The organism is Coprobacter secundus subsp. similis (assembly GCF_015097275.1).
Lineage (GTDB): Bacteria > Bacteroidota > Bacteroidia > Bacteroidales > Coprobacteraceae > Coprobacter > Coprobacter secundus.
Genome location: NZ_AP023322.1, coordinates 3,321,376 through 3,347,499, shown reverse-complemented (window position 1 = coordinate 3,347,499; position 26,124 = coordinate 3,321,376). Strand labels below are relative to the sequence as shown.

General features: G+C 37.6%; 16 protein-coding genes. 8 read left to right on the top strand and 8 right to left on the bottom strand.

The features are described 5' to 3' along the window. Nucleotides 1-30: 30 nt before the first annotated feature. Nucleotides 31-1,998: a PorE family type IX secretion system protein gene (gene porE / locus Cop2CBH44_RS13400; RefSeq protein WP_021929559.1), complete on the bottom strand. Its 1,968-nt coding sequence runs from the start codon at nt 1,996-1,998 to the stop codon at nt 31-33. 75 nt (nt 1,999-2,073) lie between these two features. Next, nucleotides 2,074-3,291: an S-adenosylmethionine:tRNA ribosyltransferase-isomerase gene (locus tag Cop2CBH44_RS13395; protein ID WP_021929560.1), complete on the bottom strand. Its 1,218-nt coding sequence runs from the start codon at nt 3,289-3,291 to the stop codon at nt 2,074-2,076. A 57-nt stretch (nt 3,292-3,348) separates the two neighbouring features. Between Cop2CBH44_RS13395 and Cop2CBH44_RS13390 the strand changes: the two genes are divergently transcribed. Beyond that, entirely contained in the window at nt 3,349-4,419 is a 1,071-nt protein-coding gene (locus tag Cop2CBH44_RS13390) for a DUF2027 domain-containing protein (RefSeq protein WP_200754994.1), read from the top strand. A gap of 15 nt (nt 4,420-4,434) precedes the next feature. Here Cop2CBH44_RS13390 and Cop2CBH44_RS13385 read toward each other — a convergent pair whose 3' ends face one another. From Cop2CBH44_RS13385 to Cop2CBH44_RS13370, 4 genes are all read right to left on the bottom strand, one after another. Then, entirely contained in the window at nt 4,435-5,460 is a 1,026-nt protein-coding gene (locus tag Cop2CBH44_RS13385) for an FAD:protein FMN transferase (protein WP_200754993.1), read from the bottom strand. 15 nt (nt 5,461-5,475) lie between these two features. Next, a complete protein-coding gene (locus Cop2CBH44_RS13380; RefSeq protein WP_200754992.1) occupies nt 5,476-6,042 on the bottom strand; it encodes a manganese efflux pump MntP in 567 nt (188 codons plus the stop codon). A gap of 69 nt (nt 6,043-6,111) precedes the next feature. Continuing rightward, on the bottom strand, nt 6,112-7,353 hold the full coding sequence (locus tag Cop2CBH44_RS13375; protein ID WP_200754991.1) for an anaerobic sulfatase-maturation protein: 1,242 nt from the start codon (nt 7,351-7,353) through the stop codon (nt 6,112-6,114). A 258-nt stretch (nt 7,354-7,611) separates the two neighbouring features. After that, the gene (locus Cop2CBH44_RS13370; protein ID WP_200754990.1) at nt 7,612-10,449 is read right to left on the bottom strand and encodes an outer membrane beta-barrel protein; all 2,838 of its coding nucleotides are present in this window, start codon (nt 10,447-10,449) and stop codon (nt 7,612-7,614) included. Between the two features lie 192 nt (nt 10,450-10,641). Here Cop2CBH44_RS13370 and Cop2CBH44_RS13365 point away from each other — a divergent pair, with 192 nt between their 5' ends. The 6 genes from Cop2CBH44_RS13365 (at nt 10,642) to Cop2CBH44_RS13340 (ending at nt 21,055) form a co-directional block, all read left to right on the top strand. Continuing rightward, complete coding sequence (locus Cop2CBH44_RS13365; RefSeq protein ID WP_021929567.1) at nt 10,642-12,468, top strand: ABC transporter ATP-binding protein; 1,827 nt, start codon at nt 10,642-10,644, stop codon at nt 12,466-12,468. 856 nt (nt 12,469-13,324) lie between these two features. Beyond that, complete coding sequence (locus Cop2CBH44_RS13360; protein ID WP_021929569.1) at nt 13,325-13,819, top strand: hypothetical protein; 495 nt, start codon at nt 13,325-13,327, stop codon at nt 13,817-13,819. A gap of 88 nt (nt 13,820-13,907) precedes the next feature. After that, a complete protein-coding gene (locus tag Cop2CBH44_RS13355; RefSeq protein ID WP_021929570.1) occupies nt 13,908-15,191 on the top strand; it encodes an L-cysteine desulfidase family protein in 1,284 nt (427 codons plus the stop codon). A 212-nt stretch (nt 15,192-15,403) separates the two neighbouring features. After that, nucleotides 15,404-18,379, top strand: coding sequence for a SusC/RagA family TonB-linked outer membrane protein (locus tag Cop2CBH44_RS13350; RefSeq protein ID WP_200754989.1), 2,976 nt, complete (start codon nt 15,404-15,406; stop codon nt 18,377-18,379). Nucleotides 18,380-18,399: 20 nt separating this feature from the next. Continuing rightward, a complete protein-coding gene (locus Cop2CBH44_RS13345; RefSeq protein WP_021929572.1) occupies nt 18,400-20,004 on the top strand; it encodes a RagB/SusD family nutrient uptake outer membrane protein in 1,605 nt (534 codons plus the stop codon). Between the two features lie 16 nt (nt 20,005-20,020). After that, nucleotides 20,021-21,055 carry a SusE domain-containing protein gene (locus Cop2CBH44_RS13340; protein ID WP_021929573.1) on the top strand — a complete coding sequence of 345 codons (1,035 nt, stop codon included), beginning with the start codon at nt 20,021-20,023 and terminating at the stop codon, nt 21,053-21,055. Nucleotides 21,056-21,121: 66 nt separating this feature from the next. Here Cop2CBH44_RS13340 and Cop2CBH44_RS13335 read toward each other — a convergent pair whose 3' ends face one another. Further along, on the bottom strand, nt 21,122-22,165 hold the full coding sequence (locus Cop2CBH44_RS13335) for an asparaginase (RefSeq protein ID WP_021929574.1): 1,044 nt from the start codon (nt 22,163-22,165) through the stop codon (nt 21,122-21,124). Between the two features lie 126 nt (nt 22,166-22,291). Continuing rightward, nucleotides 22,292-23,215 (bottom strand): DMT family transporter, encoded by a 924-nt coding sequence (locus tag Cop2CBH44_RS13330; protein ID WP_021929575.1) that lies wholly within the window; start codon nt 23,213-23,215, stop codon nt 22,292-22,294. 452 nt (nt 23,216-23,667) lie between these two features. Here Cop2CBH44_RS13330 and thrA point away from each other — a divergent pair, with 452 nt between their 5' ends. Continuing rightward, nucleotides 23,668-26,103, top strand: coding sequence for a bifunctional aspartate kinase/homoserine dehydrogenase I (gene thrA, locus Cop2CBH44_RS13325; RefSeq protein ID WP_021929576.1), 2,436 nt, complete (start codon nt 23,668-23,670; stop codon nt 26,101-26,103). Nucleotides 26,104-26,124: the final 21 nt, after the last annotated feature.

Sequence of the window (26,124 nt, the reverse complement as noted above, 5' to 3'; positions counted from 1 at the left end):
GTGTCATTTTGAAACTATCAAAATAACTATTTAGAACAAATCATAAGTCGTTTTTAAGACTTGAAACTCTGTACGACGATTAATCTGATTTGCAACTTCCTGCTGCTCTTCCGGCAATGCCAATATATACTCTTCTGTCAAGATATCTCCTTCTTTAAAGAAAGGATATTGTTTTGCAATTTTTTTCGTAATTGTTTTGGGTCGGCTCTCTCCATATCCCTTCGGAGTCAGGCGGTCAGCTTTTATACCACCTTTGATTAAATAATCAACCACTGACTGAGCCCGCCTTTCGGACAAACGGAGGTTGTACGAATCAGCCCCTTTCATATCGGTATGCGCAGCCAACTCAATTGTCACATTTGGATTGTCATTCAGTAACTTTATCAATTCATCCAACGCCTTAGTAGACTCGGGGCGTAAAGTTGCACGATCAAAATCATAAAAAATATTTTCAATCAATACCGGCTTAGTCAGCGATGCTAATATAAAATCTGCTCTATAAACTTCATTTTTCTCTTCATTGCTAGTTATCAGCTCATATTTACTATTCAGAAAACCACGGCATCCAGCCATCATTACATATTCTGTTCCCAAATCAAGCTTAAACTTATAACTTCCGTCTTTTCGTGAAATTGCCTTCTGATTGGTCCCGTCTTTACCAACAATTCTGATAACTGCATCAGGAATAGGTTCTTCGTCCCAATCAAATACTCCCCCCTCAATCCACACTTCTATTTGAGGTAATTCAAAACTATATATATGATCATAACCACGCGCATCATTTCGATTGGATGAAAAAAAACCACTTTCTCCCTGTCCAAAAGTAATACCAAAATCATCTGACATAGAATTAATAGGAGCTTGCAAATTCTCTATTTTCCACACACCATATTCATTCTGTGAAGCTTTAAACAAGTCCAATCCTCCCATACCCGGATGCCCATCTGAAGCAAAATACAATACGCCATTATCTCGAATATACGGAAACATCTCATCCCCCGGAGTATTAATCTGAGGTCCCATATTCTCCAACGTACCTTCTCCTTTTTCATTCAATGCTATACGCCATATATCTTTTCCTCCCTGTCCTCCAGGCATATCAGATGTAAAATAAAGATAATTTCCATCCGGCGAAACTGCCGGATGTGCAAATACCGATATGGTATCTCCTGTTATTTCTAGTTTCTGTGGAGTGCCCCATTTGGCTCCGGAACGTGAAGATGTATAAATTTCTACAGACGTATCGGCATTTGGCTCACGCGGAGCTTTTGTCAAATACATAAGCGTGCCGTCAGGACTGAAACTTATTATACCTTCATCCAGTTCACTATTCAACTCACCTTCAATAATCTGAGGCTTTGTCCAAGCTCCTTTTTCATCTTTTTTCGAAAAGAAAATATCATTATTCTTAGTACCTGTAATTTCACTCTTCCGAGTTCCGGTAGCTTTCTCTGTACTGGATGTAAAGTACAACTGGTCATAATCCTTCCCCAAAAACATCGGACAACAGTCACTACGCCTCGAATTGAACAAATCAGCTCGCTTTACGACATAACGTGTCGGATTTTTTTTCCAGTCAACAGCCATTTCACATCCCCTGATTCCATTTTTAGCCAACATATCTCCCGGCTTACGCTCAAGAAATAAATTATAATTTTTAATGGCATCTTTGTATTTTCCTTGCATTTGAAAACTCCGGGCCAAATAAAAATATGCCATACTATCCTTATAATGATACCGTATTGCATTTTGATATGCGCCTGTTGCTCTCGGAGCCGCATTCATCCTACGATAGCATGTAGCCATTTTATATGCAATTTTTCCCCGCAAAGCTCTCTCCTTTCTCGGAGATGTTTTAGCATAAACCTTACGATAAGTAGCTGCTGCATCAAAAAATTCTCCTCGTGCAAATTGGGCGTCGGCCGTACTGAGCTTAGCATTGCCACAAGATGACAACACTCCTAATAAAAATAACAGATATAAAAAATGTTCCTTCATTCTGGAAACAGCATTTCTTCTACTATATACGATTTTTATTGCTTATTATTGTCCAAATCGAACCTTTTAACGCTTTTAAGGCAACAATAAAGAGCTGTCTCCATAACTCAGAAAGCGAAAATTATTCGCCAGTGCATAATCATATATTTCTCTCCAATGACCGTCTACAAAAGCGGATACCAATAGTAATAATGTACTTTTAGGTTGATGAAAATTGGTTATAATTCCTTGTACGATTTTAAATGTATATCCTGGTGCAATGATAATTTGAGTCGAAGTCACTAAACGATTGGAACAATGCTTATGTAAATATTCTACAATATTTTCCAACGCTTTCCTGGGTTCAATTTCTATTTCGCCATTATATGGCTGCCATTGAGCAACATGCAACTCTTCAGGTGAAATTTCCGGATGATACTCTAATGTTCGACCAATATAATAGAGACTTTCCAAGGTACGTACCGAAGTCGTTCCAACAGCAATAATCTTCCGCGTCGTTCTAGCCAGTTGTTCTATCAAGGATATATCCACCGAAATAAATTCTGTATGCATCTCATGTCCTTCTATCGTTTCACTCTTTACTGGCTTAAATGTACCAGCACCAACATGTAGTGTAAGTTCTAACAAAGGAACTCCATTATTTTTTAGCTCTGAAAGAACTTCCGGTGTAAAATGGAGACCAGCCGTTGGAGCAGCAACAGACCCCTCTACTTTGGCATATACTGTCTGGTAGGTCTCTTTATCACTTTCTTCTGTGGCCCGATTCAAATAAGGAGGAATAGGCAACTCCCCTATTTTCTCTAAAATAGTATCAAAAGTCAACTCCAAATTATCCCAGAAAAACTCTATCTCAAAAGCATTTCCATGCACATTCTTTTTAGTCGCCGACAACCTTACACATGTCCCGTTAAAATCCAAATCGCGATACAGAGTCTCTTCTTTCCACTTTTTCAGATTACCAACCATACATACCCATGTACAATGTCCTTTAGACTGGAATGCCAAAGCATAATCATGTGGTAAAAGAGGTTCGAGACAAAATATTTCTATCAGAGCTCCCGTTTTTTTCCTGAAATGCAAACGTGCCTGAATAACTCGAGTGTTGTTAAACACAAGTAAACTTCCTTCCGGCAAAATTTGAGGCAAATTATGAAAAATCGTCTGAGATATCTTCCCATTACGATACAATAATAATTTAGATGTATCCCGCTTTGATAAAGGGAATTTAGCTATTCGTTCGTCAGGTAACGGGTAATTAAAATCTTCAATTCGTATATCTTGAGTTTTTTGCATAATCTATTTGAATATCTGTACAAATTTAAGCAACTTTGCGAATAAATAAATAATGCTATGGTAAAAGTAGGAGATAAAGTTAGATTCCTCAATTCTGTCGGAGGAGGAACTGTTGTTAAAATAAATAAAGATATCGCATATGTTGAAGAAGAAGATGGCTTCGAAACTCCGATATTAATACACGAATGCGTAATTATAGAATCTGCAAAAGATAAAAGCTCATCACCTGTAACAAAAGAGATAAAAGTCTCTCAAAATTTCAGTAAAATTCAGCCAAATGATATTTCAGAAAACGATGATGATAACAAGCTTTCTATTATAGAAACAGAAGAAGGAGACAGAATAAATTTAGTATTGGCTTTTCTCCCTGAAAATGCAAAAAATTTACAAAATGGCAAATTCGATACTTATTTGGTAAATGATAGTAACTACTACATATTCTTCACATATTTGAATAAAACAGAATCAGGATGGAATACTCGCTATTCTGGAATTGTAGAACCCAATATACAAATTCATATCGAAGAATTCGGGAAGGAGGATTTAAATGATTTAGAACGCATTTGTATACAATATGTAGCATTCAAAAAAGATAAACCGTTCCAACTAAAAAATACAGCCTCAGTAGAACATAAATTAGATACAGTTAAATTTTACAAGCTACATAGTTTCCGGGAAAATGATTATTTCGATGAAAATGCCCTTATACTGAACATCGTAAAAAATGATGTTCCTGAACGTCGATTCGAACTTAATGGAGCCGAGATAGAAGCAGCCATCAAAAGTAAAAAAGACATCGATACCCATCAAAAACAAGCTGTCAATAAAAAACATCATCGTAACAATGAGCCGGTAGAAGTAGATTTACATATACACGAATTACTCGATTCTACTACCGGTATGAGCAACTCGGATATTCTAAATTACCAGCTTGATAAATTCAGAGAAGTTCTCGAAAATTATAAAAATGCAAAAGGACAAAAAATTATTTTTATACATGGAAAAGGAGACGGTGTATTACGAAAAGCCATACTGACCGAATTAAAGAATAAGTACAAGCATTATGACTACCAAGATGCTTCATTCCGAGAATACGGATATGGAGCCACACAAGTAACAATTAGATAATATAAAAAATATCTTTTAGTTAAGATACTTTTTCATTCCGGGTGTTACAACAATAGCATTTGCTGTAGAATCAGCACCGGCAGAACAAATAAAAAGCGCCTCTATATGGGGCGTTTTTTTTGCTAATTCCAAACTTTTATCCACACCCAACACCATAAATGCCGTAGCATAAGCATCAGCTGTCATGCAATCATCCGCAATAACTGTGACACTCAACAAATTATGCTGTACAGGGTAACCACTGACCGGATCTATCGTATGAGCGACGCGCTTTCCATCTACATATCTAAAATTGCGATAATTGCCTGATGTAGCCATTGCTCCATTACAAAGTGAAGCTATACATTCTATTTCATTCGTTACTCCTGCAGTATTTAATATAGGTTTATCTATACCTACCTGCCAACATTTGCCTTTTTCATTCTTCCCTTTTGCAACAATTTCACCACCAATCTCCACTATATAATTTTCAATTCCTTTTGAGTCTAAAAAATCAGCAACAATATCACAAGAGTACCCTTTAGCAATAGCAGAAAAGTTCAATGTCATTCTTCTGTCCTTCTTGATAACTTTTCCATTTAAAAGAGAAATCTTGTCCATACCTACCATCTGCAAAAGACTATCTATCTTAAAAGGCGTTATATCATCTGCTTTACTGAACCCAAAACCCCATACATTTATTAAAGGCGATACCGTTGGATCGAATGCACCCTCCGAAGCCACATAAATCTCCTTTGAACGATTAAAAACCGTCTTAAAATATTCATCTACTCTTACCGTCGTATCATTCCTATTAATTGCAGCAATAATAGATTCTTCATTAAAAGGAGACAAAGATTTATCAAAACGTTTCAATAATGCATTTATTTCCGATTGTAAATCTTCGGAATACTGGTAAGTTATATGGTATACCGTTCCGAATATAAGCCCCTCATTATGTTGATAAAGTATTTGATTGCCTTTTACTTTCCATAAAGAGACAACAGCAAAAACCACTAAAAATATTACACTGGCAATATATCCTTTTCCATTTATTCGCATAATGCTATATTTCTATTAAGCACACAGATGTTCTATTAATATTTTTACTCCAATAAGTATAAGTATGATACCCCCGAATATTTCGGCACCGGTTTTCAATTTTCGTCCAAAGTATCTACCGATATTCAATGCTAATACCGAAAACGTGAATGTTGTCCCTGTAATAATAACTGTGGGCAGACACATATCCACTTTCAAAAAAGCGAATGAAATACCAACAGCAAGAGCATCGATACTGGTAGCAACAGAAAGACCAAGCAATGTCCGGGTTTTAGACGGGTCAAAACAACACGGACAAGTTTCATCTTTTTTCGGACGACCTTCGACAATCATTTTACTTCCTAAAATAAGTAAAAGGACGAAAGCAACCCAATGGTCATAATCTTGTATATATTGTTGAAAACCTCGACCTAACCACCAGCCCAAGAGAGGCATGGCTCCCTGAAAAACGGCTAGGAATGTTGCAATCTTTACTACTTTCGTCCACCTAAACGGCTTCAATATGACCCCGCTTGTTAACGACACAGCAAAACTGTCCATCGATAACCCGACAGCCAATAAAAAAATCTCAAATATTCCCATAATAAGCCGATGTTTAACGCGCCAAAATTAAATAAAGTTATGCCATATGCAAAATATAAACAAATAATATCAACGAATTTGTCTCCGTTCTCGAGCATATTGCATTACATTGGCAGGAGGTCGCTCATTATCCAATTCGGCTGCCATAAATTCCATATAGGGCCATACATGTTCATAATATTTCCGTAGGCCAACACACAAATAATTCAATCCCGGTTCTCCATCGGATGTACAGATAATCCTATTTTTAGGACATTCTCCATTGCAAAGATTCAGATAAGGACATTCCCGGCATTGGCGGGGAAGCATATCCCGCTTTGCGTTGCCAAATCGAATCTGACGCTCCGACAACATCATCGAAACTAACGTATCTGTTTTTATATTTCCCAATCTATATTCAGGAAAAACGAAATGGTCACAAGCATATACATCCCCATTATGCTCCATCGCAGCTGCATGACCACATGTCCGGCCAAAGATACAAACACCCGGAGCCTGACCTACCATCCCAGCGAGAGTAGCATCAAACATCTGGACATAGTATTGTCCAACATCTTGTATAACCCACTCGTCAAAAATATCACAATAAAACTGCCCAAAATCTTCGGCCTTTACACACCAAGGGGGCATTTCTGTATTTTCGACCTCATCGGGAGGCAAAAGTTCCAGCCCGTCATCTCGGTCACCCCAGCGCTCTACGACCGGAGAAAACTGCATATAATGACTTCCTATCTCCTTAAAGAAACGATATGTTTCTACCGGGTAATGCACATTATAGTCATTAATTACCGACAAGGTATTAAACTCCACATTATGTTTTTGCAACAATTCTATTCCTCTCATTACTCGAGAGAACGTCCCTCTTCCACCTTTATCTTTACGATAACGGTCATGTATGTGTTCCGGGCCATCAATGGATATACCGACCAAAAAATTATTGTCTTTGAAAAAACGACACCATTCATCATTCAACAATATACCGTTGGTCTGAATCGAATTTGCGACAAGACGACCTCCTGCATACTTTTTTTGATATAAAATCGCTTTTTTGTAAAAATCTATCCCCCTTAATAAAGTCTCTCCTCCATGCCAAGTAAAAAGAACTTCAGGAGTCGTCTGTGAATGTATATACTCATCTGTAAATTTTTCCAACAAATCCTCTGTCATCCGATTCGTCTTTCGCTCCCGATACAATTCTTCTTTTTCAAGATAGTAACAATAGCTGCAATCCAGATTGCACAATGCTCCCACCGGCTTAGCCATGACATACAAAGGATAACTGAGTGGATTATATGCGATTGTCTTTCCCATAAATTCTATATTATGAAGTAAAGATATAACAAAAGAGACTTTTATTCAAATGTTCTCCCGTTTTATTCTTTCTTTGTTTTACTGCCATATCGCTCAAATCGGCATACAAATTATAATACGATATAACAAATATTGCGACCATACGTCAAGTTTTTGATATAAGAGAACTTAATTCCTAACGATTTCAAAGATTATCTTGATAACCTACATTCCTCCTATATTCCTAAAATCAATTTTCGCCAGTTTTGAAAATATACACTAATACCTTATCTTATACCCACGGCCACTTCCCCCAGGTGGAGGCCCCATACGATACCCTTCTTTATGTCTATTAGGCCTGCTATCTTGCTTCACATCAGAATTACGTTTTCCGCCCATTGCATTGAAACGATACGAAAACTGCAACATGCAATAACTAGTCAGCGTATTATATTCCATGTCTTGAATATAATTGCCTGTCACACTTCGAGAAATACTGCTTCTTTGTTGTAATATATCATATATTTTAAACATGAGAGTTGCATTTTTCCCTTTCAAAAATTGCCAAGAAGCTTGTGCATTCCATAGCATCTGGTTCTTATCATATCCACTCGAATATCCCTTATTCCCAGAATAATCAAAATTAGTTCCAATATCTATGCTGCATGGCAGATGCAAACTCCCATCAAAACTTCCTCCGTACGTCATAATATCCTGTGAATTCTGCCCCGGCAGGGAATTTCCCGTACGCGAATAATAATAATTACCTCTCAAACCTATATCAAACCAGTCAGAACGATATGTAATCCCTGCACTCTCGCGTACATTAAAAGTCCTGGATACATTTCGCTGGCTATCCCCATCCTTTTTTAAGGTCACAAAACCTATATTATTGTTATACCCTAAATTAGTAAAACTATTTATTTGAAATTTTTTATTTCTCAATGGAGTATTATACATAAATGAAGCACTCATATTCCAGACTCCATTTACATTTACCGGCATTGTCGTCTGCCCTCCAGTCTCTGAGTTATAAGTTGTTTTATTTACAATACTATTTGTCGTAAATCCCCCACTCATATAAGCCATTATAGATTGCTGAGTTTCAGGTTTAAAAGAATTGAAGCGAAGTTGCATATTATTCTCATATGAAGGAGAAAGATTTGGATTACCAGTCCTAATTCGTAGTGGATCTGTTATGTTGGATACCGGTTGCAACTGACTAATTGAGGGTTGCCGAGTACGGCCACGATAATCGAATCGCAAATTGTTCCGTTTATTCATTCGATATATAAAAAACAAATTAGGCGACACATTCACAACCGTCCGAGAAGGAACCGTCCGTGCCGTATCTATCAAATTCTCAGATTCTGACCGAGACGGATCAACATTCACACCTATACTATATATATATTTTTCTTTTACTGTTTTAAAATTAACTCCTGCCCGCTGAGATTGAAAAGTGTTACGGAAACTATTGCTATATGCAGAGTCAATTTTAGCTTCATTCATCAAATCATAAGCAAAACGGTCTGCATTATTAAAATTATATTTATATTCATACGAAAACGTCAAAAAACTACTTTTAAATATTGGTTCTATATAAGACACTGTAGCTCGATAAGTCCCTCCCCAAACTTTATTTTGTGTAGTCTGGTCTACAGTATCTTTACGGCCTAACCGATACAGGTTATTGATACTATAATTCATACCGTCCTCATCTGTCCGATTGATATCATATCCAAAATTAATACTGAGCTGACGACCTTTTTTGCGCTTAAATTTACGATTAACTGTCAAACGTCCACTGGCCTGAAAAGAATGTCCATCGCCCGAAGTTCGCCCTAACGTGCTATTGACACTATCCCGTTCTGCATTTCCTGCCAATGTTGCAGACTCATTAGATGCATGATATGAAGATTTATTATAACTGAAGTTAGGCATAAATTCTATTGTAGACAAACTATCCAACTCCCAATGCATTCGGAAATTCACCCCCAAATTATGGCTTTTTGTTCTATTTCTCTGCTCAGAGTTATCATAAGAAGTACTATCTGCAAAAAGATTTTGTCGCTGGCTTTTATTCCAGGAATCTTGATCAGAAAAAGCTAACGATACATCACCTCCGACCCTAAACTTATCACTTTTCCCAGCATTAAAATTTGTTCCGGCAAACCAAGATGTGTTGATTCCTCCTCCTGCTCCGCCAAATCCTCCCGAATATCGACCCGAACCAAAATCCCCAACGCCCATATTATTGGTATTATTCCCATTCGTTAAAAGAGAAAATTGACTTTCATTTACCATCCGGTTCAGCATTCCATTAAACAGATATCGGTTTTGCGTCCCGTAACCTCCTTCTGCCGAACCAAACCAGCCCTTTTTCATCCCTTTTTTTATCGTCAGATTAATGACTTTTTCGTCCTCTCCGTCGTCAACTCCAGTCAACCGAGCAAGATCTGATTTTCTATCGATCACTTGAAGTTTATCTACAATATCTACGGGCAGATTTTTAGATGCAACTTTAGGGTCATTGGTAAAAAATTCTTTACCGTCTACCAGAATCTTTTTTATTTCTTTTCCCCCAGCTGTAATTTTACCATCTGAATCTACCTCAACCCCGGGTAATTTTTTCAACAAATCTTCTACAACAGCATTAGGCCTCGTCTTATAAGAATCTGCATTATATTCGATTGTATCCTCTTTCGTTACAATTTCCGGAACTTTCCCAACTATAACTGCTTCTTTTAATAAAATACCAGAAGGATTCATGGTCACTGTTCCTAGATTAACCCACCGATTTTGTGATGTAATACTCACATTTTTATACACAGCTTCATATCCCAAAAACGACAAAGAAACGATATATCTCCCCGGATTCAAATTCCGGATTCTAAATTTCCCTATTGAATCGCTTGTGGCAAAAGATACCAATGCACTGTCTTTGGCAGCCAAAAGTCTTACTGACACTTGTTCTAAAGGAATCTCCTCCTCTGTGTCTTTTACAATTCCCCAAAGCCCCCCTTTTTTATTTGAGGTTTGAGCAACCATATCAATAAAACTTATAAGAAAAAATAATAGCAATAACTTATTGCGGTGCATAAATAAAAATTTCATGTTTTGACTTGAATTTAAAGGAAAGGTTTAAAAGAGCCCGGACTATTTACATATTTTAATCAAAAACTCTCTAAAATAGAAATACAGCCTTTTTTGTTATTTTTATAGCTACCTTCTTCGATACATTCATATTATGTTCCTATATTTGTGATTTATTTCATACTTCAAATATATCAACAAGAAAGCTATATGATGAAAGATTTTATAAAGATTCTGATGCGCTTTGTGCCACCTTATAAAAAGTATCTTTTCCTAAATATATTTTTCAATATTTTATCTACCATATTAAGCTTATTTTCTTTTGCATTGCTCATACCTATTCTCGAAATCTTATTTAAAATAAAAGAATCGACATATACGTATATGGAGTTTGGCAGTGCATCATTCAAAGATGTCTTTGTAAACAACTTCTACTATTATATATCCCAACAAATCAATCAGTACGGAGGCGGGTCTGCATTGATGATTCTGGGAGCCGGTCTGGTTTTCATGACTTTCCTGAAAACAGGAACAAGTTACTTAAGTTCCTATTTTATGATTCCTATCCGGTCGGGGGTAGTACGAGACATTCGTAACTACGTTTTCAAAAAAGTTGTGAGCCTCCCTATCGGTTTTTTCACTACTGAACGTAAAGGCGACGTCATGGCTCGTATGACAGGCGATGTCGCCGAGATAGAGAACTCTATCATGTCCTCACTTGATATGATGTTCAAAAATCCCATTATGATTATTGTTTACCTAACCACGATGTTTCTGTTAAGCTGGCAATTGACTCTATTCGTACTTATTTTATTGCCATTCAGCGGATATATCATGGGGAAAGTAGGGAAAACTCTAAAACGAAGCTCATTTGAAGCTCAACAACAATGGGGTACCTTAATGTCTCAAATAGAAGAGACTCTCGGAGGATTGCGCATTATTAAAGCATTCAATGCCGAACCCAAAATCAAAGGACGTTTCTTTAAAGCCAACCAACGATTCTTTAAACTTACCAACCGTATCAGCCGCCGTCAGGCTTTGGCCCACCCTATGAGTGAATTTTTAGGGACTCTTACCATTGCTATCGTATTATGGTTCGGAGGGTCATTGATACTTAGTGGCCACAGCTCTATTACAGCGGCGTCGTTTATATACTATTTGGTTATTTTTTACAGTATCATCAACCCTGCAAAAGAATTTTCTAAAGCTGCCTACGCTGTACAAAAAGGATTGGCATCCATGCAACGAGTAGATATAATCTTATCTGCCCAAAACCCTATACAAGATCCGGAAAAACCTGTAGTGAAACAAGAAATGAACCGTCAGATAGAATACAGAAACATATCTTTCAAATATCAGACTGACTGGGTATTGAAAAACGTCTCCATTACTATACCCAAAGGACAAACTGTTGCATTAGTCGGCCAATCAGGATCAGGAAAGTCTACTATGGCAGACCTTCTCCCTCGTTTCTATGATGTTGAAGTAGGTGGCATATACATCGACGATGTAAACATTAAAGACATGAAAGTACACGATTTACGTTCCATGATGGGAAACGTAAATCAAGAAGCAATTTTATTTAATGACTCATTCTACAACAATATTACATTCGGAGTAGAAAACGCCACAATGGAACAAGTTATTGAAGCTGCCAAAATTGCAAATGCCCACGATTTCATCATTGCTACAGAGGATGGGTATAACACGAATATCGGGGACCGAGGTTGCCGCCTTTCCGGTGGACAGCGGCAACGGATAAGTATTGCCCGTGCCATTTTAAAAAATCCTCCAATACTGATATTGGATGAAGCCACATCGGCATTAGACACCGAATCGGAACGTCTGGTCCAAGAAGCTTTGGAAAATTTAATGAGAAACCGTACCACAATTGTCATAGCACACCGCTTATCTACGATAAAAGATGCTCACAAAATTTACGTTATGCACGAAGGTGAAATTGTCGAAAGCGGCACTCATTCAGAACTTATGGCTCTCAATAAATACTATAAAAAATTAGTCGACATGCAAAAAGTTTAATTATTACTTCTCTCCTTTCAAAAGGACAACTTTTGCTTCGTCGTTATTTATATCTGACATCGTTCTCCCGATATTAGTACCAATAAAATCGGATCACAACCTAAATAACGGATACCATCCACTAAAAGAATATCCGTTTAAAATGGACTGCCGTAGCCAAATGATCGGGATTATGTAAATCTTATTCTGTACTTAACTTCTATATTGGGACATTAAAATCATCTTGCATTTTCATAAAAAAGAAATATCTTTGTATCGGATAAGTATCATCAAATGAAACAAGCAACGAAATATATAATCATTTCTGTACTGGCTCTTCTCCCAATAAGTGCAGCCATAATGGCATATACTGCTTCGTCTCAACTTTCAATACATAATCCCAACCATACTGAGTGCCATCATTCTGATAATGGAAAAAACAGGGCTATTCTGAACATTTTATCGGTTCAGACACCCTACATTGTTACAACACAAGAGAACCCAATTAATTTTTTAGTTCGCTCAGTTTCTAAAAATAACTTTTCATTTCAATATAAACAGGATTTACTATGTGCAAACTTAAATTTGTTTGTAACATACAAAAATGTACGTAATTATTTATCTCAACTTCTTTCACAAAGGCATAGTAAAGGGCACTATCAATATACTCTATGCCAAATGAGAATTTAGTAATTTGTTTATATTCATCTGATATTTCGATTTTATAGAGATGTATATAAAATCTGAAATAAGGGTAATTGTGTCCGATTTTAAATTCGTCGGAGACACATAGACTTTATGGTACCCGTTCTTTATTTAAAAATAAATATGTCTATATAAAGGCATTTATAACCAAATTACTAAAAACTCAAATATTATGAACTCAGAAATTGTATATAAAAAAGGCATCTCAATCAGTGGTATTATATTACTTATTATCGGTATAGTTACCGTTTATTCCGAAACTTTTTTCACTGAATCACAATCATCCATACGCATGGCTTTAATGTTTTTCGGAGCCATCATCTTGATTGCAGGTTTAGTAAAAGTGCTCATGGGTAAAAAATATATTGTACACAAAGAATCGGGAAGCCGTGTTACTAACTATAACTTATTTTTTGATTCAAATGAAATAAACCGCCTTCAAAACATATTGGACGGAAAACAATTTGATAGTATTCCTAAATTAAAACCTGCAGACGGAAATAAAGCAGGGGTTAAGCTTGATTTATTTATCTCCGATGACAAAAAATTTGCAGCAGCTCAAGTATTCCAATTTATCCCTTTTAAATATGAACCGGCCGGAGAACAAAAGATTTTCTATGACAATGATGCTCAACTATTAGCAAATTATATTCCAAATCAAAAATAAAAAAATATCTAACAAATTTAACCTCATCCAACTAAGCCGGATGAGGTTTTTTATTATCTTTACAAAACATAAATTGCTTTTACCCCAAATGGATAAATCTGAAAGAGAAAAAATAATAAAGCTCATCCGTCGTGAAGTTATACCGGCAATAGGCTGTACGGAGCCCATGGCTGTAGCATTATGTGTTGCAAAGGCCACCGAGATACTTGAAAAACGACCGGAGCAAATAACCGTTTTTTTAAGTGCTAATATTCTAAAAAATGCAATGGGTGTAGGAATACCCGGAACAGGAATGATAGGATTGCCTATAGCAATAGCATTAGGTGCTCTTATCGGAAAATCTGAATATCAATTGGAAGTTCTGAAAGACTGTACCCCGTCAGATGTAAAACAAGGTCAAAAAATAATCGATTCTAAAAGCATACAAATATACTTAAAAGAAAATATTTCCGAAAAATTATATATAGAAGCTTTCTGCAAATCCGGTGAAAACAGTTCGTCCGCTATCATTTCTGGTACTCATACAAACTTTGTTTATTTGCAGAAAGACAATAAAATATTGCTTGACAAGCAATATAGTAATCATCTCCCGACAGAAGATGAAATAGTCTCCCTGAATCTAAAAAAGGTTTACGAATTTGCAACAACAGCCCCCATTGAAGAAATCCGTTTTATCCTCGAATCGGCCCAACTAAACAAAACTGCAGCCGAACAATCTTTTAAAGGAAATTTCGGACATGGACTGGGAAAAATTTTAACGGGGAAATTCGAAAATGAAGTCATGGGAAAAAGTATTTTCTCCCACATACTTTCTTTTACCTCAGCAGCATGTGATGCTCGCATGGCAGGGGCCATGATACCTGTAATGAGTAATTCAGGGAGTGGCAATCAGGGCATTGCGGCGACACTACCAGTTGTCATTTATGCAGAAGACAACAAATTACCTGAAGAACAACTGATTAGAGCTTTGACTCTGAGTCACCTTACTGTAATCTACATAAAACAAAGCTTGGGATATCTATCCGCCCTATGTGGCTGTGTCGTTGCAGCAACCGGCTCAAGTTGCGGTATAACTTATTTAATGGGAGGCGATTATTCTAAAATTACTTACGCTGTCAAAAACATGATAGCCAATCTTACAGGTATGATTTGTGACGGCGCTAAGCCGAGCTGTGCTTTAAAACTGACAAGTGGAGTTTCTACGGCTATACTCTCAGCTCTATTAGCTATCGAGAATAAATGCGTAAGCTCGGTAGAAGGAATTATAGATGAAGATGTAGATAAGAGTATTCATAACCTCACTCAAATAGGCTCGCAAGGTATGGAAGAAACCGACAAATTAGTTTTAGACATCATGACTCACAAATGTTAGTGCTTCCATCTTTCCCTCTTTTAATATATTTTACTTTCAATATTAAAAATCATCTTATTAAAAACAAATTGAGATAAAAGCGTGTTTATGTAAGAAACGTAAGGCTACCGGAAAAAACGCATCATTCTCCGCTCCTGTTTTTTAGGAACAGGGTTCCCTTATGTTACGTTTTTTGTTAATAAATAGATTATAAACATTTAAACACTTCTTACATGGAACACGTTCATTTAAAAACGGGCTGGAAAACAGTACTGACTCTTCTGGCCAGTCTGTTCTTCGTATTGGATATATCTGCCCAAGAAATTACAGTACAAGGTACAGTCAAAGATACGTATGGCGAACCGATTACTGGAGCAAATGTCATAGTTAAAGGAAAAACACACGGAACGATAACAGATATTGATGGCCATTATCGTATCGAAACTCCTTCTGATGGTATTCTCACATTTTCATTTGTAGGATATAACAGTCAGGAAATACCTATTAATAATCGAACTCAAATCGATGTAATATTAAAGGAAAATGTCATCTCTTTAGGTGAAGTTGTCGCCATCGGATACGGTACCGTTAAAAAAAGTGATGCTACTGGTGCAGTCACAACCGTAAAACCGGATGATATAAACAAAGGAATGGCAACTTCAGCCCAAGACCTGCTGGTCGGTCAGACTCCCGGTGTAGTAGTTACCATTAATGGGGGGAAACCGGAAGGAGGAGGAGACATCCGTATACGCGGAGGTTCATCTCTAAATGCAACCAATGACCCTCTTATTGTCATCGACGGTGTACCCGTTGACAATTCCGGAGTCACCGGAATGTCTAATCCTTTAAGCATGATTCCCCCCGACAATATAGAATCTTTTACTATACTAAAAGATGCTTCAGCTACTGCTATATACGGTTCGAGAGCCTCAAACGGAGTTATTATTATTACGACAAAAAAGGGAATGAGCGGTAAGCCACAAATCAATTTCAATGCAAATGTATCTGTAAGTACTCCCCATCGAAAAGTAGGAGTATTAGACGCTTCAGAATTTAGAGGAATTATAGCCGAAAAATTAGGAATGAATAGCCAAGCATATGGTTTATTAGGAGATAGTAATACAAAATGGCAAGACGAAGTTATCGGAACACGTGTAAGTTCAGACTATAATCTAAGTGTCGGCGGACAATTAAAAATGATTCCGTACCGGGTATCTGCAACATATACCAATCAGAACGGTATATTAAAAACCTCATCTATGGACCGTACTACTGCATCTATCTCTTTGACTCCCAAATTTTTCAATAATACTCTGAGTATCAATGCCAATGTAAAAGGTCTATACATTCGAAATCAATTTGCTGACGAAGCTGCTATTGGAGGTGCTGTCAGTTTCGACCCCACTCAACCGGTAAAAGTTCCCGGGCAAGAAATCGGGAACGGATATTTTATGTGGTTACAGCCGGGAACCAATGCCGTTATCGGAATTGCTCCTCTCAATCCTGCATCTCTCATCGATGACCGTTCAATGAAAGCTGATGTATGGAGGAGCATTGGCAATTTACAAATCGATTATATCATGCCATTCTTACCAGAATTAAGGGCTAATCTCAACTTAGGGTATGATGTATCGAAGAGTACACAACATAATAAAATGTTTCCAAACTCCCCGATTACCTATAAAGAAAATAAGAAACTGGGGTTAGGACAAGATGAGAAATTATCGCAATTGAAGCGGAACCAACTACTCGACTTTTACCTAAATTACAAAAATCATTTCGAAGAAATACGAAGTGATTTGGATGTAATGGCTGGATATTCATGGCAACGATTTTATAAAGACGGTGCAACAAATACTCTTCTTATGCCAGACGGAGAACTCTGGTATTATAAAGGATATGCTGACCATTTACAATTACTTTCCTTCTTCGGACGTATAAATTATACGTTTCAGGACACTTATTTACTGACATTCACTCTTCGTGGAGATGCAACATCCCGCTTCTCAAAAGATAATAGATGGGGTACCTTCCCTGCCCTTGCTCTCGGCTGGAAAATCATAAACGAACCATTCATGCAAAAAGCAACGAACTTTATGAATGAACTTAAACTGCGTTTAGGTTACGGTATTACCGGTCAACAAGATATAAGTGACAATTATTTTCCATATTTACCCCTTTATTCCTTAGGCTTTCCTACAGCTTCATATCCCTTCGGAGACGTATATTACAATACTTTACGACCGAATGGATATGATCCCAATATTAAATGGGAAGAAACTACGACATATAATATAGGTATCGATTTCGGATTTTTAAATAACAGAATCAGCGGTTCTCTCGATTATTATTACCGCAAAACGAATGATTTGATAAGCCGGATTCCCGTTCCGGCCGGCTCAAACCTTACAAACGAAATCTATACCAATATCGGCAGTCTACGTAATGAGGGTATAGAGTTCGGTATTAATGCCAAACCGATTGTGAATGACCGTGTTCAATGGGATATAGGGTTCAATATCGCATGGAATTCCAACAAAATTACCAAACTAAACAAAAGCAATGACCCTGATTACTATATACCCGTAGGCGGTATAAGCGGAGGTACAGGTAATACCGTACAAGCCCACAAAGTCGGGTATCCTGCATTCAGTTATCTATTATATGAACAAGTTTATGATCAAGAAGGTAAACCAATAGAAGGCTTGTACGTAGATAGAAATGGAGATGGAATCATCGATGAAGCAGACAAACGGCTGTATAAAAGTCGTGATCCTAAAGTCGTAATGAGTATAACATCCAAAGTAGATTTTTTCAATTTCGACTTTGGTATTGCTCTCCGTGCCAATTTAGGAAACTATGTATATGACAATGTTCTGTCAAACAATTCCAGTTATTCAGCAATATATAACAGTGCCGGATATCTAAATAACTTGGTAAGACGGGGTACCAAATTCCAGAATCCTCAATATATGAGTGACTATTATCTAAAAAATGCCGGGTTCCTACGTTGTGACAATATTACATTAGGATACACATGGAATAATTTGTTACAAGATAAACTAAAGCTACGATTATACGGGGCTGTACAGAATCCTTTTGTTATAACAAAATATAAAGGTCTCGACCCGGAAGTATTTTCCGGTATCGATAACAACGTTTATCCCCGACCCACTACTTACTTGCTGGGTGTTATCATTACTTATTAATAATCTAAAAACTGAGAAATATGAAAACAACCTTATATAAATGGTTCGCTTTAAGTCTATTGGCCGGGACATTCTCCTTAACGTCCTGTTTGGGAGATTTGGATCTAAAACCCATTGACGAAAACATTATCCAAGGATCTGATTTCAAGAATCACCCTGAATATTATATAGAACAACTGGCTAAAGTTTATGCAGGATTGGCTGTATCAGGTCAAGAAGGTCCTGCTGGGAAACCCGATATCGAAGGGTTTGACGAAGGAATGGCTCAATACCTTCGTGCATATTGGAATCTGCAAGAATTACCGACCGATGAAGCTCTCTTAGGATGGAATGATGCCGGAGTCCCCGAATTAAGTACCATAAAATGGTCTTCATCCAACGGATTTATCTATGTCATGTACAGTCGCATATTTTTCCAAATCGCCCAATGCAACGATTTTCTAAGAACCACCACACCAGAAGCTCTTGCAGAAAATAATGTCTCTGATGAATTGGCACAAAATATCTCCAAATATCGTTCAGAAGTACGGTTCTTAAGGGCTCTATCTTACTGGCACGCCATAGACTTATTCGGAAATGTAGCCTTCGTCACGGAGAATGACAAGATTATGGAAGCGCCTAAGCAGCGGCCAAGAGCTGAGATATTTAAATTTCTTCTAAACGAACTGGATGCTATCGAAGGGGATATTCCTCTACAGCCCGAATACGGTCGCGCCGGTCGCGGAGCCTTATGGATGCTACGAGCCAAATTATATCTAAATGCCGAAATATATACTGGAACGAAGATGTATACCGAATGTGCCAACACTTGCCAACAAATAATAGAGCAATATGGAGCCGGAGCCACACATGGTTTAGCTCCAACATACAAGTTTTTATTTTGTGCAGATAACGACCAGTTTGCTCGAGGAGGAGCCCAAGGTGAAATTCTGATGGTAATACCTTACGACCGCGACCGTACCAGAACTTATGGGGGGACAATGTATCTTACAATCGGAGCCTACGGTGGTGAAATGGTAAAAGAAGATTATGGTGTAAACGACGGATGGGGAGGCCCTCGCTCCACCTCCACTTTAGTACAAACTATCTCTACCTCTGACGACCGTTATGCATTCTTTAGTGAAGGAGCAAATATCGAAAACACCGACCTTAGTAATTTCCAAGATGGTTATGCAGTCACCAAATTTACCAACTTACTCTCTACAGATTGGGAAAATGCCGGAAAACGGGCATACCCTTATCCTGATACTGACTTCCCCATTTTCCGGTTAGCTGACACTTATCTGATGTATGCAGAATGTGCTTACCGAGGGTATGCTGACCAAAATTTGGGATTTGCATACATGAATTACATACGGGAAAGGGCCCATGTAACGCCTTATTCTTCTATCGCAGACATAGACTTGAACGAAATCAGAGACGAAAGAATGAGAGAATTATACTGGGAAGGACATCGCCGCACTGACCTCATACGTTTTGGAGAATTTACTTCAGGTACCTATTTATGGCCGTGGAAAGGCGGAGTTCTCGGTGGGAAATCTGTCGATATAAAATATAATTTATATCCTATTCCAGCAAAAGAAATTGCGGCCAATCCTGGCACTCAACAAAATTATGGTTATTAATATCAATTTTTAAGATATGAATAAGATTATAAAATATTTCTCCCTGCTCATCATTTTATCTTTGGGAACTATAAGCTGTAATGATGACAAATCTCCAGTATACGAGCTAAAAAGCGCTCCGGTTATTACTCCGCTTGAAAATCCCATACTCGTCCTCAATGAGGCCAGTGCCGATTTTATAGCAGAAACCTTTTCCTGGAGTAAAGGCGATTACGGATTTTCTGCTGCACCTTTATATGTACTACAAGCAGATAATGACCCATCATTTCCTGACCCTATAAATCTGGCAGAATCAACACAAAATTATGTTTCCGTCACTGTCGATAAGCTCAATACCGCAGCGACAATTTTAGGAGCCCAGCCGGGAATACCGTTCGAGACATACATTCGCCTGCAAGCCAGATTGACCAACAATGACGTAGTCTACTCATCGTCGACTGATTTGCAAGTAAGCACTTATCCAACAGTTATCATCTATCCCAAACTCTATGTTCCAGGTTCCTATCAAGGATGGGATATCGCCAATGCACCGACTCTTGTTTCGTACCGGATGAACAATAAATATGAAGGTTTCCTAAATTTGATAGATGCAAACAATCCGAATGCGCCTATTACATTTAAACTGACATCTCAACCCGCATGGGGACAAGGAAACGAGTACGGAAGTGGCGGGGGCCCAGGAACATTGGCTCTCAAAGGAGGAGACATTTCTATATCTCCTCAAGGATATTATCTAATGAATGTAGATTTAAATACACTGACTTATACGGCAACACAAATAACAGAAATAACTGTATATGGCCCGTCTGCCGAAGAAGAAACAGCGTTTATTTATAATCCGGCTACACAAAGCTGGGAAACTACCATTTCACTAACCCAAGGGAATATTTCATTTCGTATAAACAGAAACTCAAATTTCAATTATGGAGACAATAATAATGACGGATTTTTAGAAAAAAATTCAGTTGTCAACATTGAAGAAAATGGTATTTATAAAATAAATCTTTTCTTAGAAGAAGTTCCTTGCAGATACGAATTTATAAAACAATAGAGATATCTACTCTATAAAGAAAGAATCATCCTGCAATATGGGTAGGATGATTCTTTCTTTATAGAATCAGTGTTCATCAGATAAAGTAAGTTCTCCAATCAAAGAACACTCCATATGTTCCTTTACTTCTTTAGGAGTAAGGCCGTGACCAAATAAAAACATCAATTTCGTAATTGCAGACTCTGTAGTACAATCTCCTCCACTGACAACTCCGGCTTCAGCCAATTTATTTCCAGTCCCATAACGTTGCATTTGTACGCTTCCTCCTGAACACTGGGTTACATTGACAACTACAATGCCCCTATCTACTGCATCACGCAACATATCCAGAAACCATGGTACAGTAGGAGCATTTCCAGTTCCATAAGTCTCCATTACAACCCCTTTAAGGTCTGGGATATTCAATATGCACTGTACAGTTTGTGGAGTAATACCCGGAAATAATTTCAAAATGACAACATGAGTATCCATTAAGTAATGGGCCTTCAGTGGCTTCCTCAACACAGGACGATAGATAAGGCTCGTATTATATTGTATATGTACACCTGCACGAGCCAACGCCGGATAATTTATAGAACGGAAAGCATTAAAATTTTCAGCACTTATCTTGGATGTGCGGTTTCCTCTCATCAAATGATTTTGAAAAAAAATACATACTTCAGGAACTATCGGTACCCCACTCTCTTTTGCTGCGGCAATTTCAATAGCCGTTATTAAATTTTCTTTTCCGTCAGTCCTCAACATACCAATAGGAAGCTGAGATCCCGTAAGAATAACCGGCTTATCCAGATTTTCAAGCATAAAGCTTAATGCCGAAGCTGTATAGGCCATTGTATCCGTACCATGCAAAACAACAAAGCCATCAAAAAGGTCATAATTATCAGCAATAATACGAACCAATCGACACCAACAACTCGGGTCTATCTCCGAAGAATCTATTGGAGGATTAAATTGTATTGTAGATATGGAAAAACCCAACTGCTTCAATTCCGGTACATTATCCAATAAATGGTCAAAGTTGAAAGGCTCCAATATACCCGTTTCGGGATTCTCAACCATGCCAATAGTCCCACCCGTATAAATGATAAGTACGGAAGTTCTTGTATCCATTCTTTAATATTATTATTTCAATAGCAAAAGTACAAAATAACAGCTATAATTTGTACATTACAGCCCTTAAAATGAAACAAAAAACAGAATTGCTTACCGATAAAGCTAACAAAAAGAAAATTAAGGTTATTTTTTTGTTCCTGATTTTTCTGCCAGTACTTGAGCTCGAGACTTACTTTGAGTTACGATATATACACCAGAAAAGACAAGAACGCCCGCAATACCTTTTACCAGACCAAAAGTATCCAACCCAATAAGAACAGCAACAAAAGAAGCAACCAATGGCTGTACATAATTATACATACTCAAAGTCGTAGGACGTAAGTTTTTTTGCCCTATCGGAACCAATAAATAAGACAAGAATGTTGCAAATAAAATGACATATCCGATACGCCACCATGCATCCGGCACAAGAGATGCATAATCGACACTCACAACATCTTTATATAAGACTGGAAAACAAGCTATTGTCCCATAAAGAAATAGCCATTTCATAATAGTCACAGGAGAATATCTCGATATAAGATCCTTGAATACAGTAAGATATATCGCAAAAGAAAAACAACTGATAAGGCATAACAGATTGCCCCACATATTACTTTCACCTGCCACTCCATGATGACTCGAAGAAATCAATAAAATAGCACCCGACATACCTACAACAACTCCGATTACTTTCGTCCAAGTAATAGGTTCCTTTAAGTACATTGCTGATACAATCATTGTAATTATCGGGGCCGTTGTAGCAACAATAGCAGCATCTATCGGAGCGGTCATTGCCAATCCCCTCAAAAACAAAATCTGATTGAACATCACTCCAAAGAAAGCAGCCCAAAACAACAACCACAGGTCCCGTTTTGAGACTTTCTCCCGTTTGCAAAAAAGAGAAACCAGCCAAAAAGCCAAGCATGCTCCTACCAACCGAAAATAGTTCAATGCCCCTGCCGGCAAATACCCCGGCATTATTGTTTTGGAAATAGGTGTATTTATACCCCAAATTACATTCGCGGACAATAATGCAATATGCCCCCGCCATTTTCCTGCATCCATTATCTTCTAATTAAAAAACGCCACAAAGTTACTATTTATTAAATAGCCAAATCAATAAAAAAACGGAAAAGATTTGTTCAACTTTTTTATTCATACAAAAATTAAACAGCTAATTATAAATTAACACAAAAATGTCACTTTTGTAGGTAGATTGAGATTTTTTATATAATATTGCAGTGTGAATTCGTAAAATTAACGACAAAAGCAATGAGAATTAACTATTCCCATATTCATATTTCTACATCAACTCTCACTACCCCTTAGGGGGTTCAGCTTTATATCTCTACACGTTAGGTTTAAATTTTATTATAAACCTCTTTCTATCAAATAGAATAACTATTTTTGTTCGTACGTATCAATCGGTTTCAGGAGAATAAATTGGGAAACTCTTGATACTTTTATGGCTTAAAGCCTTCATTGTTTTTAGTTTAATTACAAAATAACATAATCTGATGAGAGTATTAAAATTCGGAGGGACGTCCGTCGGTTCTGTAGAAAGCATCAAGAATGTAAAAAAAATAGTAGAAGCTTGTGAAGAACCGGCAATTGTAGTTGTATCTGCATTGGGCGGCATAACAGATAAGCTAATCGATACCGCCCGTTTAGCAGGGGTTGGGAATAATGACTATTTAGAACGTTTTGAATATATCTGTGAAAGACACCACCACATCATCGATGGAGTAATTGATAATGAGAAGAAAGAAGAAGTTTTAAAAATCGTCGATTCTCTACTTGATGAATTAGGAAATATATTCAGAGGAGTATACCTAATCAAAGATTTATCAAATAAGACTTTAGATGCAATTGTTAGCTATGGTGAGCGTATATCCTCCATTATTGTCAGCCGGGTAATTGACAAAGCCATACACTATGATTCCCGGCAATTTATAAAAACAAACATACAGTTCAATAAACATACTGTCGATTTCGAAATTACTAATAAGCTGGTTAAAGAAACTTTTTCGAACATACCTAAAGTAGCTTTAGTCCCCGGATTCATATCTTCGGACAGTGGAAATGGTGACACGACAAATCTGGGTCGAGGAGGTTCAGACTATACCGCAGCAATATTAGCTTCTGCCCTCGGTGCTTCCCGACTTGAAATATGGACAGATGTAGACGGCTTCATGACTGCCGACCCGAGAGTAATAAACACAGCTTATGTCATCGAACATCTCTCTTTTATAGAAGCCATGGAGTTATGTAATTTCGGGGCAAAAGTCATTTATCCTCCCACAATTTATCCGGTGTACCATAAGAACATACCGATTATTATAAAAAATACCTTCAACCCTGAAGCGCCAGGTACATTGATTACTCAAGATATAAAATCGGGAGAAGGGAAAGCTATCAAAGGAATATCTTCCATAAACGACACTTGTCTTATTACAGTAACAGGTCTTGGCATGGTCGGTGTCATAGGTATCAATTACCGGATATTTAAAGCGTTGGCTAAATCAGGAGTCAGTGTCTTCCTCGTTTCTCAGGCTTCTTCTGAAAATAACACTTCTTTTGCTGTCAGGAATGCTGACGCTGAATTAGCAGTAAAAGTCCTGAATACAGAGTTTGCCAAAGAAATTGAAATGGGCGAAATCAGTGAAATTACTGCCGAAAAAGATTTGGCTACGGTTGCTATTGTCGGGGAAAATATGAAACACACTCCGGGAATCGCCGGTAAACTCTTCAATACTTTAGGCCGTAATGGCATCAATGTTATAGCCTGCGCTCAAGGAGCTTCAGAAACCAATATTTCATTTGTCATAGAACTTGGCAGTCTCCGCAAAGCTCTCAATGTCATTCACGACTCATTCTTCTTGTCTAATGTACAAGTATTGAATATATTCATTGCCGGAATAGGGCAAGTCGGAAAAGATTTATTACAGCAAATCAAACAGCAGCAACCTCGCTTGTTGGAAGATAAATCCCTTAAATTAAATATCGTCGGAATGGCAAATTCAAAACAATGTATATTTCGGCGAGAGGGTATCTCCCTTGACACTTATGAAACAGAATTAAAAAATTCAACTGCCACGGCTTCTCCGGCAGCTATACGGGACGGAATCATCGAAATGAATATATTCAACTCGGTATTCGTCGATTGTACCGCCAGCAATGAAATTGCCGGTATTTACAAAGAACTCCTCAATCACAACGTTTCTGTAGTTGCCGCCAACAAAATAGCAGCATCTTCAGATTACGAAAAATACGCTGAACTTAAACGAATAGCCCGACGCAGAGATGTAAAATATTTGTTCGAAACAAATGTCGGTGCCGGATTGCCTATTATTAATACAATAAACGGACTGATAAATAGTGGAGATAAAATATTAAAAATAGAAGCCGTTGTTTCCGGAACGCTCAACTATATCTTCAATGTTATCAGTGAAGACATACCATTAAGTAAAGCCATAAAAATGGCTCAAGAAGCCGGATACAGCGAACCGGACCCTCGTGTTGACCTCAGCGGCCAAGATGTAATACGAAAATTAGTAATTTTGGCTCGGGAAGCAGGCTATAGAGTTGAGCAAAAAGATGTAGAAAAACATTTATTTATTCCCAATGAGTATTTTCAAGGTTCATTGGCCGATTTTTGGAAAAATATTCCGAAATTGGATGCCGAATTCGAAGAAAAAAGAAAGCAGCTGGTTAAGGAAGGAAAACGATTCCGCTTCGTTGCCAAGCTCGAAAACGGGAAAACCGAAGTCAGTCTGCAACCTGTAGACAACCGACATCCATTCTATCAGTTAGAAGGCAGCAATAATGTCATTCTACTGACAACAGAACGGTACAAGGAATACCCTATGGTAATCAAGGGATATGGAGCCGGAGCTATGGTAACAGCAGCTGGTGTATTTGCCGATATCATAAGTATCGCCAATATACGCTGAAATGAACTTTTACAAACTAAA

Bases quoted from the DNA above. Each gene is read 5' to 3' on its own strand.
- Cop2CBH44_RS13350 (WP_200754989.1), top strand. From the start codon at position 15,404: ATGGAACACGTTCATTTAAAAACGGGCTGGAAAACAGTACTGACTCTT.
- Cop2CBH44_RS13375 (WP_200754991.1), bottom strand. From the start codon at position 7,353: ATGGGAAAGACAATCGCATATAATCCACTCAGTTATCCTTTGTATGTC.
- Cop2CBH44_RS13340 (WP_021929573.1), top strand. From the start codon at position 20,021: ATGAATAAGATTATAAAATATTTCTCCCTGCTCATCATTTTATCTTTG.
- Cop2CBH44_RS13330 (WP_021929575.1), bottom strand. From the start codon at position 23,215: ATGGATGCAGGAAAATGGCGGGGGCATATTGCATTATTGTCCGCGAAT.
- Cop2CBH44_RS13385 (WP_200754993.1), bottom strand. From the start codon at position 5,460: ATGCGAATAAATGGAAAAGGATATATTGCCAGTGTAATATTTTTAGTG.
- Cop2CBH44_RS13360 (WP_021929569.1), top strand. From the start codon at position 13,325: ATGAACTCAGAAATTGTATATAAAAAAGGCATCTCAATCAGTGGTATT.
- Cop2CBH44_RS13395 (WP_021929560.1), bottom strand. From the start codon at position 3,291: ATGCAAAAAACTCAAGATATACGAATTGAAGATTTTAATTACCCGTTA.
- Cop2CBH44_RS13365 (WP_021929567.1), top strand. From the start codon at position 10,642: ATGAAAGATTTTATAAAGATTCTGATGCGCTTTGTGCCACCTTATAAA.
- Cop2CBH44_RS13380 (WP_200754992.1), bottom strand. From the start codon at position 6,042: ATGGGAATATTTGAGATTTTTTTATTGGCTGTCGGGTTATCGATGGAC.
- Cop2CBH44_RS13370 (WP_200754990.1), bottom strand. From the start codon at position 10,449: ATGAAATTTTTATTTATGCACCGCAATAAGTTATTGCTATTATTTTTT.
- thrA (WP_021929576.1), top strand. From the start codon at position 23,668: ATGAGAGTATTAAAATTCGGAGGGACGTCCGTCGGTTCTGTAGAAAGC.
- Cop2CBH44_RS13345 (WP_021929572.1), top strand. From the start codon at position 18,400: ATGAAAACAACCTTATATAAATGGTTCGCTTTAAGTCTATTGGCCGGG.
- Cop2CBH44_RS13335 (WP_021929574.1), bottom strand. From the start codon at position 22,165: ATGGATACAAGAACTTCCGTACTTATCATTTATACGGGTGGGACTATT.
- Cop2CBH44_RS13355 (WP_021929570.1), top strand. From the start codon at position 13,908: ATGGATAAATCTGAAAGAGAAAAAATAATAAAGCTCATCCGTCGTGAA.
- porE (WP_021929559.1), bottom strand. From the start codon at position 1,998: ATGAAGGAACATTTTTTATATCTGTTATTTTTATTAGGAGTGTTGTCA.
- Cop2CBH44_RS13390 (WP_200754994.1), top strand. From the start codon at position 3,349: ATGGTAAAAGTAGGAGATAAAGTTAGATTCCTCAATTCTGTCGGAGGA.